Here is a 16,362-nt window from a genome sequence, read left to right on the forward strand (position 1 = left end):
AGTTGACCGGGCGCGTGAGCGCCCGGCCGGCTGTGAAATAGGCCTATTCGCCTGACCAGGTGATGCGGTTGAGGAATAGATTTTCGTTTGCCAGCGGCGTGAACTCGACACCTTCCGCCGCGCCGTAGATGACCGAAGCCTGATAGAGCGGGATGACGTAGTTCTCGCTCTCCACCATCTCGCTGACCGATTTGTAGAGGGCCAGGCGCTCGTCATTGTCGATCGTAGACCGCGCTGCGTCGAGGGCTTCGTCGAGCTTCGGATCGGCTATGTTGGCCCAGCCGCTCGACGAATGCAGGATCGGATACATGATGCCGTCGGCGTCCTGGCAGCCACAGCTCCAACGGCTGAACGCGGATGCCGGAATCGTCTCGGGGCCGGACTGCATCTGCTGCAGCCAGTTGCCCATGTCCGTCATCTCGATCTCCGCGCTGAGGCCGACATCGGTCAGCATCTGCTGGATCGCCTGGACGACGCGCTGGTCGTAGACGGGAGCGGTCAGGATGGCGAATTCGGCCTTGGAGGCATCGCCCACCTCGGCGAGGATTTCCTTTGCCTTTTCCGGGTCGTAGCCTACGCCCTCCACACCCTCGACATAGCCGAAGGCCGCGGGCGACACGAGCTGCGATACCGGCGCCTCATATCCGCCGAGAATGCCCTCGACGATGCCTTCCTTGTCGAGCGCGTAGGCGATCGCCTGACGCACGCGCGGATCATCGAGCGGCGCTTTTGTGACGTTCATCGCGAAATAGGCCACGCGCTCGGTCCGGGCAGACAGAACCTTGCCGACCCCGCCGCTTTCGACTTGTGCCGCAAGGTCGCTGTCGATGTTGGTCACGATGTCGCTGGTACCCGACTGCAGGTTGGCGACACGCGTCGCGGCGTCGGGCACCGCGCGGAACGAGGCCTTGGGGAATGCGCCCTTCTGGCCCCAGTAGTCGTCGTTGCGGGCCAGGATGACCTCCACGCCCCTGTTCCAGGTTTCGAACTTGTAAGGGCCGCTGCCAACGGGATTGACGTTGAATTCGTCCTTCGACACCGCCTCCACGACGTGCTTCGGCACGATGGAAAGCTTGGTCAACTGGGCGAGCAGCACCGGGTAGGCGCCGTCGGTGGTCAACACGACCGTCGTGTCGTCCTTGGCAACCGCTTCGACGATGCCGTTGAACTGGCCCAGCTGCGGGCTTGCAAACTCCGGATCGGTGATCCGCTTGACGCTGAAGACCACATCTTCTGCGGTCAGTTTCTCGCCGTCGTGGAACGTCACGTCGTCGCGGATCGTGAACTGGATCTCGGTATCGGACAGATACTCCCATTCGGTCGCGATCTGTGGCGCGAACTGGCCTTCGTCATCACGCGTGATGAGGTTGTCGAAGATGTTGCGGTAGACGTTGAAGCTGTCCGGATTCCATTGCTGATGGGGGTCGAGAGAGTTTGGCTCGCCCACGAAATCGATGACGATCATGTCCTTGGCAAGAGCGCCGCCGGCTGGCGCGGTCAGCGCGGTCGCCGCGAGCATCGCGGCAATCAAGAGTTTGTTCAATCGCATTGGTTCGTTCCTCTTCCAATACTTTTCTGGTTCCCCTGGGCCGTCCGTTCGAGACGGTAACTTGAGACATTGCCATACATTCTGACATCTTAGATGCCGCTGCTGGCACGTCACATGCGATCTTTGCATGCACCTGATGCACGCGCAACATGATTCCCCTCAAGATGATAGTTGACGCCATCTCGCGGACCGGATGGCGGCGGATGCGAAGGAAAGGCTTGACTGAAAAGGCCCCGCCCTGAATGATGACAGCCAAATCACGGCATGGCCTTTTCGGATTTGGACCCGTTTTCGCGATATGGCCTTCAGGAAGAGCACGCCCGCGCTGCACAATACGAGATCGTAGAGCAGCAATCTAAGAGGTCAGATACGAATGCTGGACAAGGATGCCTACGCGTCTCCCACGCCGCCACAAGGCAAGGGAGACGCCGCCGAACGCGCGCTTCGCAGCGCCATCGTGCATTGCGTCGTTGCGCCGGGGGAACGTCTCTCCGAGATCGAACTCGCGCGAGAATTCGGCCTCGGGCGCGGCGCCGTGCGTGCAGCACTGGCCCGCCTGCAGGCCGGTGGCTTCGTCTCCTCCGCCGCACGCAGCGGTTGGTCGGTCGCTCCGGTTTCGGCGAGCGAGATCAGGGAGCTCTGCGCGGCACGTCGCCAGCTCGAGCCCCTTCTGTGCGGCGTGACACTGGACGAACATGAAGGCGCCCACCTTCGCAATCTCGCCGAGATGCATCTCGCACTCACGCATCGCCAGGAGCTTGGCGCCGATATCCTGCCCACCGTCAGGCGCTACGATCGGGAAATCCTGGAAGCATTGGCGCGCCGGCTGGCCATGCCCATCGTTGCCGGTTGGCTGACCGACCTTTGGGATCGGTCGGCCCGCCTCGTCAATTTCTTCGAGGCGAAGGGACCGGCGCGACACATGCCGGCCAACCGCTCGCGCTTCGTCGACGCCATCCTGGATGGCCGCAAGGCGGACGCTTCGCAACTTCTCGGCTCCACAAACGGTGCGCTCGAAGCATTCCTGCTCGACCGGTTCCTCGAATCCGAGGCCAAGGTCGGCTCAGCCAAGCTGCGACGGACGGCGGACAAGGATGGTCCGATCCGCACGCAGCCCGTCACGTCAACTTCCGGAACAAGGACCGTGTGATGATCAAGCTCAAGCATCGTTCGACTGCCTTCGCTTTCGCCCTGGCGATTGCCTGCTCGCCCCTGGCGCTGGAGACCGCAATCGCAAAGGACCTCCTGGTCATCGATCTCGTGAGTGAGCCTTCCTCGCTGGATCCCCACCGCCAGTGGAACCCCGACAGCTACTATGTCTATCGGAACATTTTCGACAACCTCATCACGCGCGATAACGATGGCAACATCGTGCCGCAGATCGCAACGGAATGGCGCAACGTCTCGGACACTGAAATCGTCTTCACGATCCGAGACGACGTCACCTTCCATGACGGAGAGAAACTGACGGCTGAAGATGTGGCGTTCAGCATTAGCCGCATCACCGATCCGGAGTTCGGCAGCCCGCAGCTCGGTCAGTTCAACAAGATCGTTTCCGCAGAAGCCACCGGCGAATATGAGGTGACGCTCAAGACCGATGGTGCGTATCCCGTCCTTCTGGCGCAACTGGTCAAGCTCTCGATCGTTCCGAAGCATGTCGTCGAGTCGGTCGGCGACGATGCCTTCAACGAGAGCCCGGTCGGCTCAGGCCCCTATATGTTCGGGGAATGGCAGCGTGGCGTCTCGGTGAGGCTCGAGCGCAACGAGGATTACTGGGGCGACAAGGGGGAATTCGTCTCCGCCGAGTTCAGGGCGGTGCCGGACGCGGCAACGCGAATTGCCAACCTCCAGGCAGGCGAGACAGACCTGGCGGTGACGCTCGATTCCGACATGGCCATGCAGCTCGAAGGGTCCGGCACCGCCAAGGCGCTGTCGGTACTGACCGAACGCGTCGGCTACATGAAGCTCAATCCGGCGCGTGCTCCGTTCGATGACAAGCGCGTTCGCCAGGCCGTCGCCCAGGCCATCGACAAGGAAGGCATCGTCGAAGGCATACTCGGCGGCTATGACGAACCGGTCTCGCAAATGGCGACTCCGGCGCATTTCGGCTATGTCGAGGGCGTCGAATCCTATCCCTACGATCCGGAGGCCGCGCGCAATCTGATCGAGGAAGCAGGTGCCATCGGCCAGACGATCACGTTCGCCACGTCGCCGACATTCGATCAGCGCATCGTGCAGGCGCTGGCCCAGATGATCAACGATACGGGGCTCGTCGCCGAGATCGAACTCACGGATATGGCCACCTACCTCCAGCGCGTGCAGAGCGCGCCGGAGGACCAGCCATACGCCGCCTTCGGCCGATGGTCCTGTGCCTGCCAGGATGTCGATGGCGTGCTGCATTCCCTGCTTCACTCGTCGAGTTCGTGGTCTTCCCTGCGCGATCCGAAAATCGACGAACTGCTCGACAGCGCCCGAAACACGCTGGATGAGGAAGCGCGGCTGGCGGCCTACGCCGAGGTTGCCGCCTACGTCGCCGAAGAAGTACCCATGGTCCCCCTCTACCAGGCGGCGATCATCTATGGCGCGGCCCAGCAGCTCGAATGGCAGCCGACATCAAACGAAAGCATGTTCCTGAATCGCATGAGCTGGTCCGACTGATCATCGCCGTCGACGGTGCGGCCCGACCAGTGCGGGCCGCACTGCAACCCGAAAGGCAGCTCTCACGTGTCGGCCTTCTTTCTCAAACGCCTTGCCCAGGCATTCGTCGCCGTCATCGGCGTCATGACGCTGATCTTCTTCCTGCAGCGTCTCACTGGCGATCCTGTCCTGCTGCTTGTGCCGCAGAACGCCACCCAGGCCGATATCGATGCGCTGCGGGTCTCGCTCGGCTTCGACCGCCCCCTTGTCGTGCAATATCTCGAATACATGGCCGGGCTGCTTACGCTCGATTTCGGCCGATCCTATGTGCAGAATGTCGCCGTGTGGACGCTGATCGAAAGCCGCCTGCCCTACACGCTGATGCTCGCCGGCGGCGCTCTCGTGGTGGCCTTCGGCATCGGCATTCCGCTGGGTGTGCTCATGGCCGTGCGGCGTGGGCGGGCTGAATCCAAGGTGATGATGGGCTTCGTGCTGGCGGGCCAGTCGATGCCAACCTTCTGGAGCGCGATACTGATGATCATGGTCTTCGCGGTCTGGCTGGGCTGGCTCCCGCCATCGGGCGCGCGTACCGGATCCAGCCTGATCATGCCGTCGATCGCACTGGGGCTGTTGTCGATGGCAACATTCGCCCGTGTCGCCCGAACCGCCGTTCTCGATGAACTGGAGAAGGACTATGTGCGCACCGGGCACGCCAAGGGCTTGCCGATGGCGCGCATCGTAATGCGCCATCTGCTGCGTAACGCGGCGATCCCGGTGGTTACCGTCGCCGCGCTCGAAATCGCCAACCTGCTGGCCGGGGCCGTCATCGTCGAAACGGTGTTCGCCTGGCCGGGGCTCGGCCAGTTGACGGTACAGGCGATCAACGCCCGCGATTTCATGGTCGTTCAGGGCGTCGTCCTGCTCGGCGCGATCACGGCGATCACGCTGAATCTCATCGCAGATCTGCTCTACAGCGTGATCGATCCGCGTATCCGCATGGAGGTCGGCGCATGAGCGCGTCCGGCGCGCCCGCACGCGCTTCCGCACGCCCGAGGTTTCCCTGGGCGGTGGCGCCCTTCGCGGCGATTCTGGCGGGACTGGTCGTGATGGCGCTCCTTGCGCCGCTGATCGCGCCGATGGACCCAAACACCCAGAACCTCCTCGCCCGCCTCAAGGCGCCCGGCCACGAGGCCCGCGGCCTGATCTATCACCTTGGCTCCGACGAGCTTGGGCGGGACGTGCTGAGCCGCGTCATCTACGGCGCGCGCATATCGCTTCTGGTCGCCTTCGCCTCCGTCATCCTGTCGGGTATTTTCGGCAGCATCCTCGGCATGGTGGCGGCTTTCCAGCGAGGTTGGATCGAGATGATCATCATGCGTCTTGTTGACATCGTGCTTTCGGTGCCGGCAATCCTGCTCGCCATCATCACCGTCGCGATCCTTGGGCCGAGCCTCTACAACGTCGTCATCGTCCTGGCGCTCACCCGCTGGCCACGCTATGCGCGCGTTGCCTATGGCCAGACATTGTCGGTCGCAAACATGCCCTATGTGCGCCTCTCCCGCTTCATGGGAGCGGGATGGTTCCGGCTCTTGTCGCGCCATATCCTACCTAACATTGCCGGCGCCCTGATCGTGGTCGCGACGCTCGAGTTCGGTCTCATGGTGCTGTTCGAGGCGGGCCTGTCGTTTCTTGGCCTCGGCGTGCAGCCGCCAACCGCGAGCTGGGGCGCGATGCTGTCGACCGGCCGCAACTATGTCGGCAACGCCTGGTGGATCGCGACCTTCCCTGGCCTAGCCCTCTTCCTGCTGGTTCTATCCATCAATCTCATTGGCGATCACATCCGCGACCGCCTCGATCCACGCTCAAGGTAGGTTTCCATGCAGTTCGCAGACGAGTTCAAGGGCAAGAAGGTCATCGTCACCGGTGCAAGCGGCATCATCGGCGGCTGGATCGCGGACGGGTTTCGTGCTGCCGGCGCCACGCTCTGCCTCACCGACCGCGATCAGGTCAAACTGGCCCGCAAGATCGATGACTGGGGCAATGGCGATCACTTCGCGCTTTCCGCCGACCTGCTCGACGCGGGCTCGATGAAGGCATTCGCCGAGGGGGTTGCCGAACGCTGGGACGCACCGGACATTCTCATCAACAATGCCGGCATCTATCCGTCCGGCTTTCTCCTCGATATCGACATCGAGGAATGGGATGCTGTCTTCGACGTCAACCTGCGCGCGCCGTTCTATCTGTCCAAACTCTTTGCCCTGCAGATGATCGGCGCCGGCAAAGGTGGCTCGATCGTCAACATCTCCTCTGGCGCGTCACGCAAGATGCGCACCACCGTGGTGCCCTACTGTACTTCCAAGACCGCGCTCGATCGTCTCACCAAAGGCCTTGCACTCGAACTCGCTGAGTACGGCATCCGCGTGAACGCGGTCGAACCGGGCTTCATGGCAGGAAGCGAGGTCAGCCCGCTTTCGGACGAACATGTCGATGCCGCCATCGGCTCGATCCCGCTCGGCCGGCCATCCTCTCCACGGGACGTGACCAGCGCCGTACTCTACCTCTGCTCGGAGGCGGGCGCCTATGTCACGGGTGGAACGCTGACCGTCGACGGCGGAAATTCCATCGGCACGAAAGCCGTCTTCCAGGCGAAGAAAAAGGCGCTGTGAGCCGCGGCAAGAAAGAAGAAGTGCATGACTGACAGACTTAGCATCACGTCGCCCTGGCCAGCCTATGAATGGCCGCAGGGCAAGCAATCCGCCGCGCTGCTTTCGGTGGACGTGGACGCACACTCCCCATTTCTGTGGTCGCTGCGCGACAGCGTCCCGGAACGGCTGGCAGGCATGGAAATGCGCAATTTCGGTCCGCGCACCGGGCTCTACCGTCTGCTCGACCTTTTCGCCCGCTATGGATTCAAGGGCAGCTTCTACGTGCCGGGTTTCGTGGCCGAAACCAACCCGGAAATCCTGCCCGCCATCCTCGAACGCGGGCATGAGGTCGGCCTCCACGGCTATTTTCACGAGATCGTTGCCGATGCCAGCGACGCCGAGTTCACCGGCGCGCTCGAAGCCAGCTTCGAACTGTTCGTCAAGCAGACCGGGCAGGCGCCCGTCGGCTTCCGCTCGCCGGCATGGGAACTGACGCCGCATATGCTTCGCGAAATCCGACGGCTCGGACTTGCTTATGACTCGTCGCTGTCGGGTTTCGACCATCCCTACGAGGTCGACGGCATCGTCGAGCTTCCCGTCCAGTGGGCGGTGGACGATGCGATATTCTTCAAGTTCGAGGGCGGCGGCCGCGACAAGTGGACGATGCAGCCGGGCGGCGCGATCCTGCAGGACTGGATGCGGGAATGGCGCGCGCAGCACAGGTTTGGCGGGCTGTTCACACTCACCGTGCATGACTGGATTTCCGGGCGTGCGCAGCGCATCGCTCTGCTGGAGGAACTCTTCGACGCGATCAAGGCAGAGCCGACTGCATGGGTCGCAATGGCATGCGAAATCGCCGCCCACCATGCAGGGTCGGTCAACTATGGCCGGTTTGCCGTCGCGGCAACCATTCCCGAGGCGATCGGTCCACGCAGGTTTGGACAGAGCCATGGGTGAGCACTGGATGATCCGGAAGGGCGAAGTCCGCAGCCAAGGCGGACTGGTCGCATGCCAGAACTGGCTGGCCGCCGAGGCTGGGGCAGCGGTGTTGTCGCGCGGCGGCAACGCCATGGATGCCGCGATTACCACGGCGATTACGCTGAGCGTCGTCGAGCCGTGGCTTTCGGGTGTCGGCGGCGGTGGCTTCCTTCTGCGCGCGGACGGCAAGACGGGTGAGGTCAATGCGCTCGATTTCAACGTCAACGCATCGCGCAACGTCGATGCGGCCGACTATCCGCTGGTTGCCGGACGGGACGGCGACTGGTTCGACTGGCCATCGGTCAAGGACGATCGAAACCTGATCGGCTACTCATCGATCTGCGTCCCCGGCGCAGTCGCAGGCTTTGCCGCCGCGCTCGAGCGGTTTGGCACCATCGCCTTCGGCGACGCGCTGCAACCGGCAATCGAGCACGCGCGACGCGGGCTGATCGTCGACTGGTTCACCGCGCTTTGCCTTGCGATCGACACCGAAGGACTGAGCCGCTTTCCCGCATCGGCCGCCCTGTTCCTTCCCGAGGGCCGCGCACCGCGTGTGCCCGAGACAGGCAAGGTCCGAACCTTGCCGATGCTGCGCAAGGCTGAGATGCTCGAGCGGCTTCAGACCGCCGGTGCGCGCGACTTCTACGAGGGCGACGTCGCCACGAGCATCATCGCCGATCTGACCGCCGGCGGCTCGGCGATCGATGCGGTCGAACTGGGCAATTACCAACCTGCGTGGCGCAAGTCGGTCCAAACAGAATTCGCGGGCCTCGCCGTGCACGCGATGCCCGGCCTTTCAGGAGGGCCGACGCTGATCGAGGCGGTGCGCGAGCTCGCGACGTCACTGCCTGAGACCGATCCATCCTCGGGACAGTCGGCGCTTGCCTTTGCGCGCGCGATACGTCGCGCCTCGGAGCATCGGCTGCGCACGCTCGGCCATGCCAACAGCGAGAGCTGCACGACCCATGTCAGTGTCGTCGACCGGGACGGAACGATGGTGTCTCTGACGAACACCCTGCTGTCGCGCTTCGGCTCCAAGGTCGCGCTGCCGGGCACCGACATGCTGATGAACAACGGCATGATGTGGTTCGATCCACGCCCTGGCCAGCCCAATTCAATCGCGCCCGGCGTCCGCCCCCTCGCCAATATGTGCCCGATCATCGCAACGGCTGATGGCAAGCCACGGCTGGCTCTCGGCGCAGCGGGAGGACGACAGATCATGCCGGCCGTGACGCAGATCCTTTCCTACGTCGCCAAATACGGCATGTCGCTGGAAGAAGCGTTGCACGCTCCGCGCGTCGACGCCAGCGGGGTGAAGCTGCGCGTCAACCGCAAGGCCCGGACGGAAGTCGCTCCCCGTCTCGGCACGGAATTCCCCGTCGAGATCGTCGAGGACACGTTGTACCCCGTGAATTTTGCGGTGCCGTCGGCCGTATATCGAGAGGGCGGCGAGAATTGCGGCATGGCACATCCGAACCATCCGTGGGCGTCGGTCGGGGCGGAGCAGACATGACGAGAACCGTGCTCACGGTGGACGGCCTTCATGTCTCGATTGGCGGAAATCCCGTCGTCGATGGCGTCAGCTTCGAGGTTGGCGAGGGAGAAATCCTGGGCCTTGTTGGCGAGTCCGGCTGCGGCAAGTCGATGACCGCGTTTGCAGTCATGGGGCTTTTGCCGAAAGCGGCGAGGATGGATGAAGGCCGTGTCCTGCTGGGCGATCTCGACCTTCATGCACTGCCGGAAAAGCAGCGCCGTCGTCTGCGCGGCGACGACCTTGCGATGATTTTCCAGGAGCCGGTCGCATCGCTCAATCCGCTGATGACGATCGGCCGCCAGATCGCCGAAAGCCTCGTGGTGCACCAGAAAGCCAAGGGACGCGATCCGCGCAAGGCAGCGATCGCCATGCTCGAAGAGGTCGGCATTCCCGAGCCAGAAATCCGCTACGATCAATACCCGTTCGAGCTGTCCGGCGGCATGTGCCAGCGGGCCATGATCGCGATGGCCCTGATCTGCCAGCCGCGGCTCCTGATCGCCGATGAGCCCACGACCGCGCTCGACGTCACGATCCAGGCACAGATCCTCGAGCTCATGAAACGCCTGCGCGAGGAGACCGGAACAGCGATCCTCCTGATCACGCATGACATGGGCGTCGTTGCCGACATGGCCGATCGCGTCGCCGTCATGTATGCCGGACGGATCATCGAACAGGCGCCGGTTGACACCATCTTCGCACGGCAGGAGCACCCCTATACGCGGCTCCTTCTATCCACCATCCCACGCCTCGACGGCGCGCCGAAGACGATCCTGCCAAGCATCGAGGGCATGGTCCCCGACATCGGCCAGTGGCCGGTCGGCTGCCGCTTCAATCCCCGCTGCCCGCTTGCTGACGCGCCCTGCGTCGAGAAGCAGCCGCCCTTGACCGCCCGGGAAGACCTCGGGCTCGCCGCCTGCTGGCACAGCGACCGCGTGGAGGCAATGCTGTGACTGAGCCGCTTCTCACGGTCAAGGGCCTCAAGGTCCACTTCCCCATCCGCGGCGGACTGCTCGGCAAGCCGGTGGGCTGGGTCAAGGCGGTCGACGGCGTCGACCTGGAGATCGGACGCGGCGAAAGCGTCGCCCTCGTTGGCGAATCCGGTTGTGGCAAGTCAACGCTGGGCGCGGCGATACTCGGCATGCAGAAGCCGACCGCCGGCTCGATACGGTTTGCCGGCAAGGACATCGTCCATGGCGATGCCGGTGGACGCAAAAGCCTTTCGCGCGACATGCAGATCGTCTTCCAGGATCCGGTGTCAGCTCTCAATCCGAAACTGACGATCGGCGAGAGCATCGCCGAACCGCTGGCCATCCATGGCGTCGGCAACGCGCGCGAGCGTCGCGAACGTGTGGCGGAACTGCTCAATCTCGTCGGCCTGCATCCGCAGCACGCCAAGCGGATGCCGAATGCCTTTTCGGGCGGGCAGCGCCAACGCATTGTCATTGCCCGGGCCCTGACGCTCAACCCGGAACTGATGATCCTCGACGAGCCCGTCTCGGCGCTCGACGTCTCGATCCGCTCGCAAATCCTCAACCTCCTCCTCGACCTGCAGCAACGGATGGGCCTGTCCTACCTCTTCATCAGCCATGACCTGTCGGTTGTGCGCCACTTCGCCGACCGCGTTGCGGTGATGTATCTCGGTCACCTAGTCGAGACAGGCCGTACCGACGACGTTTTTGCGAAGCCGGAGCACCCATATACAGAGGCGTTGCTGTCAGCGGTACCGCTGCCCGACCCTGTCGCCCAGCGCAGCCGCAGGCGCATCGTGCTCAAGGGCGACCTGCCCAGTCCCGCCAATCCGCCCCAAGGCTGCAAGTTCGTCACGCGCTGTCCACTGGCCGAGCCGGTATGCCATGAGACGCACCCGCCCTTGGTGCCGGTGGGCGATGCGTGGCGCGCCGCCTGCCATGTCCGCGCACCGGCTGCCCAACAGACTGTGAGTTCTTAATGACCCCGACATTCAACCGCCGCCTCGTCAACGCAGCCGACGCGCCACAGACGCTGCATCGCCGATATTCGAATGCGGTGGAGTTCAGCGGTGCGCAGCGTACCCTCTACATCAGCGGACAAATCCCGACGGATGCCGACGGCACAGCACCCAAGGACTTCGAAAGCCAGGCGCGTCTGGCATGGGGCAATGTCGAACGGCAGTTGAATGCCGCCGACATGATCCTCGACAATCTCGTCAAGGTCACCGTGTTCCTGGCAGGCTACGAATACCGCGACGAAAACGCCAAGGTGCGCTGGGAGGTGATGGGGGAACGCATGGTCGCGCTGTCGACGGTGATAGCCGGACCTTACGATCCTGCCTGGCTGATCGAGATCGAAGCGATCGCCGTGGCTTGATCTATCCCGATCGCCGCATGTCGGCATGGGCAAGCATATAGCGTTCGACGTCCTGGAGATGATCGTACGTCAACGTGGTGGCGGCTTCGCTGTCCCCCGCCATCAGCAGCCGCACCAGCCTGACCTGGAAATTCAGCATCCGCTCATGCATCTGAGGCTCCGGTGCGGCCGCATCCGCTCTGCCCTTGGCAAGGTCACGCAGTAGCCGATGAAGGAACACGCAGACGAAGCCAAGTAGCTGGTTCTGCGCAAAGCTCGCCAGCAGGGAGTGGAAGTCGAGTTCCGCAATTCGGCGTTGAAAAACGTCTTCCGCCGTCGTCGGCTCACTGTCGTAAAGCCCTATCGCCGCCTGAAGCGCGTCCACATGATGACGCTCGAGCCGTCCGGCCAGCGATCCCACCAGCGTCGGTTCGAGCAGCTTGCGGAGCGTGAATACGTCGGCAATGCTCGGCTGGTTGAACAGGAAGAGGTTGCTGAGCAGGTCCATCGCCTGCTCGCCGGATAATGCCGTGACGAAGGCGCCGCCTCCCGGACCGGTACGAGACTTGATGAGCCCCTGCGTCTCCAGCGCCTTCATCGCCTCGCGCATCGTGCCCTTGGAAGCCTTCATCTCCTGTTCCGCCAGCCACGCCTGAGGCAGGCGATCGCCGGGCGCAAGCTGATGTAGCGAAATCAGATCGCGGATCCGCGCCGCCAGCGCATCGGAGCGCTTGCGCCGCCGCTGCGGCGCGACAACCAGAGGACTGTCGTCCGTTGTCATTGATGTGCCCTACGCCCCATGGTCCCCAGCCTGTCCTCCTGTCAGCACGGGCGGGTGGAAGCAAGCCGCCAGGTGAACACTGTCCACCGCTCCGTCTTCGAGATCCGGCTGGCGGGAGCGGCAAAGATCGTCGGCGGCCGGGCAGCGCGCGGCGAACGCGCAGCCTGCCGGCGGATTGTACGGGTCGGGCAATTCGCCCTCTCCGCCCTGCGGGGCCTCTAGCGGGCGCCCCGGTACAGGCGCGGAATCCAGCAGCAGCCGGGTGTAATGGTGGCGCGGATCAGCAAAGATGCTCCGGGCGGGTCCAATTTCGGCCAGCCTGCCGAAATACATCACGGCAACCCGGTCGCTGACGCTTTCAACCACGGACAGGTCATGGCTGATGAAGACATAGGTCAGGCCGAAGCGCGCCTTGAGATCGTCGAGAAGATTGAGCACCTGCGCCTGGATTGACACGTCCAGCGCCGAGACGGGCTCATCAAGGACGATCAGTTGCGGGTCCGCCGCCAGCGCGCGCGCGATCCCTATGCGCTGCGCCTGCCCGCCCGAAAATTCATGCGGATAGCGCTCGAGGAATTCGGGGCGGAGATTGACCGCGTCGAGGAGCATCGCAAGCCGCTCTTCCCGCTCCTTGCGCCCAAGATGCAACAGCCGCACCAACGGGGCCTCCAGGATGGCCCGTATCGTCTTGCGCGGGTTGAGCGAGGAAACCGGATCCTGGAAGACATACTGGATACGCCGCGCAAGGCTTGTGAAGTTCTTGCGCGACGTTTCCGCGACATCCTCGCCCTTGAAGCGGATGGCGCCGCCCGTCGGCTGATCGAGCCCGACCAGCATGCGGGCGAGCGTCGACTTGCCACATCCCGATTCCCCGACGATGCCAAGCGTCTCCCCCTGTCGTATGTCGAGGGACACCTGCTGCACCGCGTGGACACCGGGCTTGCTGCCGCCCAGAAAAGACCGTCCGCCGCCAAAGACACGGCTGACCGTATCGACCTGCATCAAGGGTGTCGTCATGTCGGACCCTCGGATGCGTCGCGCACTTTTCCCATCGAGCCCGCCAAGGGATACAGGCAGCGCGCCGCCCTCCCCGCACCGATGTCGACGAGCGGTATCTCACCGCTGCGGCAATCGGGTTTCACACGAGGGCAGCGTGGCGCGAATGCGCAGCCCTGCGGAAGGTCGTCGACGGACGGCGGCAAGCCTTCGATCGCGTCCAACCTGCGCTCCGGCTTGCCGAGCACAGGCACGCAATCGATGAGCTTGCGGGTGTATGGATGCGCTGGTTCGCCCAGCACCTGCCGCGTCGTACCCGTCTCCACGATCCGCCCGGCATACATGACCGCCACGCGGTCGCAGATGGCGGAAACCACGCCGAAATCATGGGTGATGAAAAGGATCGACGCGCCCTTGTCATGGCGGAGCTGATTCATCAACGCCAGGATTTGCGCCTGCACGGTCACGTCGAGTGCCGTCGTCGGTTCGTCGGCAATGAGCAACCGCGCATCATGCGCCAGCGCCATCGCTATGACCACGCGCTGGCGCATGCCGCCCGAGAGCTCGTGAGGAAACGAACCCAGCCGTTGCTCGGGATTGGGGATGCGTACCAGCGCCAACAGTTCCTTCGCCTTGTCTCGCGCCTGGCTCTTGCCGAGCGGCTGGTGTGCCTGGATCGCCTCGACGAGCTGGTATCCCACGGTGAAAAGCGGATGCAACGTCGAAAGAGGGTCCTGGAAGACGTGGCTCACAACCCCGCCTCGCAATTGCCTGATCCGCTCGTCGGAAGCGGCGAGTAGATCCTCGCCATCGAGGCGGATCGAACCACCGGCAATGCGCCCCGGAGGCGTCGGCACCAGCCCCATGATCGACATTGCGGTGACCGACTTGCCGGAACCGGACTCGCCGACGATGCCGAGGACCTCGCCCTCTCCAAGCCTGAGATCGACACCATCCACGGCGCGCAGGGTCCTGGAACCGACCCGGAACTGGGTCTTGAGCCCGGCCACATCGAGCACGGCGGACGTGCGGGCACGCAACCTCCCCTCGCCTTCGGGGATCTCGATGGCGGTTCGACCGACCGGCCGCGTCAGCGCGCCGGACTTCAGCCGCGGGTCGAGCACGTCGCGTATGCCGTCGCCGAAGAGGTTGATGCTCATCACGAGAAGAAAGATCACCACGCCCGGCACCACCGCGACATGCGGTGCGTTGAACAGGACGCTGCGCCCGTCGCCCAGCATCGAGCCGAGATCAGCCTGCGGTGGCTGGGCGCCGAGCCCCAGGAACGACAGTCCCGCCGTCTCCAGGATCATCCAGCCGACGGTCGTCGACATGGTGATGACGATGACCGGCGCGACATTGGGGAGGATTTCGCTTGCGAGAATGCGCAGATGCGACTTTCCGGAAAGACGAGCAGCGTCGACGAACTCTCGGCGGGCCAGGCCCAGCGTTACGCCGCGGATGTTGCGGGCGAAGAAGGGAATGTTGACGACGGCGATCGCATAAAGGGCGTTGATCAGCCCGGGGCCAAGCACCGCAACGATGGCCAGCGCCAGCAGGATGTAGGGAAACGCCATCAGCATGTCGATGCCGCGCATCAGCAGATTGTCGGTGCGGCCACCCGCATATCCGGCGACGAGGCCGATCAGCGATCCGAAGAAGGCGGCGATCAGGGTGGCCGAGATTCCGACGGCAAGACTGACGCGCAGGCCCCACACGATGCGCGAGAAGATGTCCCGGCCGAGCGCATCGGTGCCAAGCAGGTGGCCGTCCGACAATGGCAGCAACAACCGGTCCGCCGGCGCCGTGACGTTGGGATCGGGAACCGGAAGAACGGGAGCGAGCAGGGCCAGCGCGATCATCAGGCCAAGGACGATGAGGCCAGCCGTCGCGAGCCGGTTGTTCAGCATCAGCCGCAACGTGTCGGGGCGGCCGGAAGCGCGGGCGGGTGACTCGAGCGCACTCATCGCCGCAGCCTCGGATCGAGCATCGACTGCACCACATCGGCCGCTAGATTGAACAGGACGTAGCTTGCCGCCACCACCAGCACGCCGCCCTGCACAAGCAACAAATCGCGGGTGGAGATGGCGTTGACCAGCATTGCTCCGATCCCCGGCCACTGGAAAACCGTCTCGATATAGACCGCGCCGCCGAGTACGAAACCCGCCTGGATGCCGATGACGGGAATGACGCTGACGAGCGCTGCCTTGAAGGCGTGCACATAGACGACGCGTCGCTCCGAAAGCCCCTTCGCCCGCGCGGTGCGGATGAAGTCCTGCCGCAGCACCTCAAGCATGGCCGTGCGGGTCAGGCGCGCAATGACGCCGGTCGCGACCGCCGCAAGCGTGATCGCGGGCAGCACAAGATGATAAAGCAGATCCGGCAGGTCGCCGCCGCCATAGATGGCATACATGCCGCTCGCCGGAAACCAGCGCAGTTTCACTGCGAAGGTGAGGATCAGCATCAGACCGAGAAAGAATGAGGGCGTCGAGATGCCGATCAGCACCACGAGCGTGATGATGCGGTCGGCCCAGCCAAACTGGCGAACCGCGGAAACGATGCCCGCAAGCAGACCCAGCACCGAGCAGAGCACCAGGGCCGCGCCTGCCAGGATGAGGGTGGCGGAATAGCGCTCGGTCACCTCGTCCAAGACTGGCCGGTTCAGCGCGAACGACCGGCCGAAATCGCCCTGCAGCAGGTTGCCGAGCCAGATGACGTATTGCTGCGGCAGCGGCTTGTCGAGACCGAGCTGCGCGTTCAGCCGCGCAACATTCTCCGGCGTAGCGAAATTGCCGAGGATGGCGGTTGCCGGGTCTCCCGGTATCATCGCCATGATCAGGAAGACGATCACCGAAAGACCAAGCAGCACCGGGATCACCGCCAGCAGGCGTTTGGCGATGTAGGCTGTCATCGGCCC

15 protein-coding genes are annotated in these 16,362 nt (G+C 63.8%); 10 read left to right on the forward strand and 5 right to left on the reverse strand.

Annotation, left to right across the window (positions count from 1 at the left end; all coding sequences use genetic code 11):
* Positions 1–43: 43 nt before the first annotated feature.
* Complete coding sequence (locus tag AAFN84_RS16540; RefSeq protein WP_347515731.1) at positions 44–1,549, reverse strand: ABC transporter substrate-binding protein; 1,506 nt, start codon at positions 1,547–1,549, stop codon at positions 44–46.
* Positions 1,550–1,922: 373 nt separating this feature from the next.
* On the opposite strand from AAFN84_RS16540, the gene AAFN84_RS16545 reads away from it, so the two are divergent.
* The 10 genes from AAFN84_RS16545 to AAFN84_RS16590 all read left to right on the forward strand — a co-directional run bounded on the left by AAFN84_RS16545 (position 1,923) and on the right by AAFN84_RS16590 (position 11,689).
* Positions 1,923–2,699, forward strand: a complete 777-nt coding sequence (locus AAFN84_RS16545; protein ID WP_347515732.1) for a GntR family transcriptional regulator — start codon at positions 1,923–1,925, stop codon at positions 2,697–2,699.
* Entirely contained in the window at positions 2,699–4,207 is a 1,509-nt protein-coding gene (locus AAFN84_RS16550; protein ID WP_347515733.1) for an ABC transporter substrate-binding protein, read from the forward strand. Before AAFN84_RS16545 ends, AAFN84_RS16550 begins: the two co-directional genes overlap by 1 nt.
* Positions 4,208–4,273: 66 nt before the next feature.
* Positions 4,274–5,200: an ABC transporter permease gene (locus AAFN84_RS16555; protein WP_347515734.1), complete on the forward strand. Its 927-nt coding sequence runs from the start codon at positions 4,274–4,276 to the stop codon at positions 5,198–5,200.
* Positions 5,197–6,057 (forward strand): ABC transporter permease, encoded by an 861-nt coding sequence (locus AAFN84_RS16560; protein ID WP_347515735.1) that lies wholly within the window; start codon positions 5,197–5,199, stop codon positions 6,055–6,057. Before AAFN84_RS16555 ends, AAFN84_RS16560 begins: the two co-directional genes overlap by 4 nt.
* A gap of 6 nt (positions 6,058–6,063) precedes the next feature.
* Positions 6,064–6,852 (forward strand): SDR family oxidoreductase, encoded by a 789-nt coding sequence (locus AAFN84_RS16565; protein ID WP_347515736.1) that lies wholly within the window; start codon positions 6,064–6,066, stop codon positions 6,850–6,852.
* Positions 6,853–6,876: 24 nt separating this feature from the next.
* The gene (locus tag AAFN84_RS16570) at positions 6,877–7,788 is read left to right on the forward strand and encodes a polysaccharide deacetylase (protein ID WP_347515737.1); all 912 of its coding nucleotides are present in this window, start codon (positions 6,877–6,879) and stop codon (positions 7,786–7,788) included.
* Positions 7,781–9,322: a gamma-glutamyltransferase gene (locus AAFN84_RS16575; RefSeq protein ID WP_347515738.1), complete on the forward strand. Its 1,542-nt coding sequence runs from the start codon at positions 7,781–7,783 to the stop codon at positions 9,320–9,322. Before AAFN84_RS16570 ends, AAFN84_RS16575 begins: the two co-directional genes overlap by 8 nt.
* A complete protein-coding gene (locus tag AAFN84_RS16580; RefSeq protein WP_347515739.1) occupies positions 9,319–10,293 on the forward strand; it encodes an ABC transporter ATP-binding protein in 975 nt (324 codons plus the stop codon). Before AAFN84_RS16575 ends, AAFN84_RS16580 begins: the two co-directional genes overlap by 4 nt.
* The gene (locus AAFN84_RS16585; RefSeq protein WP_347515740.1) at positions 10,290–11,291 is read left to right on the forward strand and encodes an oligopeptide/dipeptide ABC transporter ATP-binding protein; all 1,002 of its coding nucleotides are present in this window, start codon (positions 10,290–10,292) and stop codon (positions 11,289–11,291) included. The genes AAFN84_RS16580 and AAFN84_RS16585 overlap by 4 nt, the downstream gene beginning before the upstream one ends.
* Entirely contained in the window at positions 11,291–11,689 is a 399-nt protein-coding gene (locus tag AAFN84_RS16590; RefSeq protein ID WP_347515741.1) for a RidA family protein, read from the forward strand. The genes AAFN84_RS16585 and AAFN84_RS16590 overlap by 1 nt, the downstream gene beginning before the upstream one ends.
* Before the next feature lies 1 nt (position 11,690).
* Here the strand turns inward: AAFN84_RS16590 and AAFN84_RS16595 are convergent, their stop codons facing one another.
* From AAFN84_RS16595 to AAFN84_RS16610, 4 genes are read right to left on the reverse strand one after another with little or no spacing between them, the layout of a single operon-like run.
* Positions 11,691–12,449: an FCD domain-containing protein gene (locus AAFN84_RS16595; RefSeq protein WP_347515742.1), complete on the reverse strand. Its 759-nt coding sequence runs from the start codon at positions 12,447–12,449 to the stop codon at positions 11,691–11,693.
* Between the two features lie 9 nt (positions 12,450–12,458).
* The gene (locus tag AAFN84_RS16600; protein ID WP_347515743.1) at positions 12,459–13,466 is read right to left on the reverse strand and encodes an oligopeptide/dipeptide ABC transporter ATP-binding protein; all 1,008 of its coding nucleotides are present in this window, start codon (positions 13,464–13,466) and stop codon (positions 12,459–12,461) included.
* Positions 13,463–15,412, reverse strand: coding sequence for a dipeptide/oligopeptide/nickel ABC transporter permease/ATP-binding protein (locus AAFN84_RS16605; RefSeq protein ID WP_347515744.1), 1,950 nt, complete (start codon positions 15,410–15,412; stop codon positions 13,463–13,465). Before AAFN84_RS16605 ends, AAFN84_RS16600 begins: the two co-directional genes overlap by 4 nt.
* A complete protein-coding gene (locus tag AAFN84_RS16610) occupies positions 15,409–16,356 on the reverse strand; it encodes an ABC transporter permease (RefSeq protein ID WP_347515745.1) in 948 nt (315 codons plus the stop codon). The genes AAFN84_RS16605 and AAFN84_RS16610 overlap by 4 nt, the downstream gene beginning before the upstream one ends.
* Positions 16,357–16,362: the final 6 nt, after the last annotated feature.

The sequence above is a fragment of the Mesorhizobium sp. CAU 1741 genome, assembly GCF_039839275.1.
Classification (GTDB): Bacteria; Pseudomonadota; Alphaproteobacteria; order Rhizobiales; family Rhizobiaceae; genus Aerobium.

What these genes read in the sequence shown, in the direction of transcription:
- AAFN84_RS16545 (WP_347515732.1), top strand. Translation starts at nt 1,923, where the DNA reads ATGCTGGACAAGGATGCCTACGCGTCTCCCACGCCGCCACAAGGCAAG.
- AAFN84_RS16580 (WP_347515739.1), top strand. Translation starts at nt 9,319, where the DNA reads ATGACGAGAACCGTGCTCACGGTGGACGGCCTTCATGTCTCGATTGGC.
- AAFN84_RS16605 (WP_347515744.1), bottom strand. Translation starts at nt 15,412, where the DNA reads ATGAGTGCGCTCGAGTCACCCGCCCGCGCTTCCGGCCGCCCCGACACG.
- AAFN84_RS16560 (WP_347515735.1), top strand. Translation starts at nt 5,197, where the DNA reads ATGAGCGCGTCCGGCGCGCCCGCACGCGCTTCCGCACGCCCGAGGTTT.
- AAFN84_RS16600 (WP_347515743.1), bottom strand. Translation starts at nt 13,466, where the DNA reads ATGACGACACCCTTGATGCAGGTCGATACGGTCAGCCGTGTCTTTGGC.
- AAFN84_RS16540 (WP_347515731.1), bottom strand. Translation starts at nt 1,549, where the DNA reads ATGCGATTGAACAAACTCTTGATTGCCGCGATGCTCGCGGCGACCGCG.
- AAFN84_RS16550 (WP_347515733.1), top strand. Translation starts at nt 2,699, where the DNA reads ATGATCAAGCTCAAGCATCGTTCGACTGCCTTCGCTTTCGCCCTGGCG.
- AAFN84_RS16570 (WP_347515737.1), top strand. Translation starts at nt 6,877, where the DNA reads ATGACTGACAGACTTAGCATCACGTCGCCCTGGCCAGCCTATGAATGG.
- AAFN84_RS16595 (WP_347515742.1), bottom strand. Translation starts at nt 12,449, where the DNA reads ATGACAACGGACGACAGTCCTCTGGTTGTCGCGCCGCAGCGGCGGCGC.
- AAFN84_RS16590 (WP_347515741.1), top strand. Translation starts at nt 11,291, where the DNA reads ATGACCCCGACATTCAACCGCCGCCTCGTCAACGCAGCCGACGCGCCA.
- AAFN84_RS16565 (WP_347515736.1), top strand. Translation starts at nt 6,064, where the DNA reads ATGCAGTTCGCAGACGAGTTCAAGGGCAAGAAGGTCATCGTCACCGGT.
- AAFN84_RS16610 (WP_347515745.1), bottom strand. Translation starts at nt 16,356, where the DNA reads ATGACAGCCTACATCGCCAAACGCCTGCTGGCGGTGATCCCGGTGCTG.
- AAFN84_RS16575 (WP_347515738.1), top strand. Translation starts at nt 7,781, where the DNA reads ATGGGTGAGCACTGGATGATCCGGAAGGGCGAAGTCCGCAGCCAAGGC.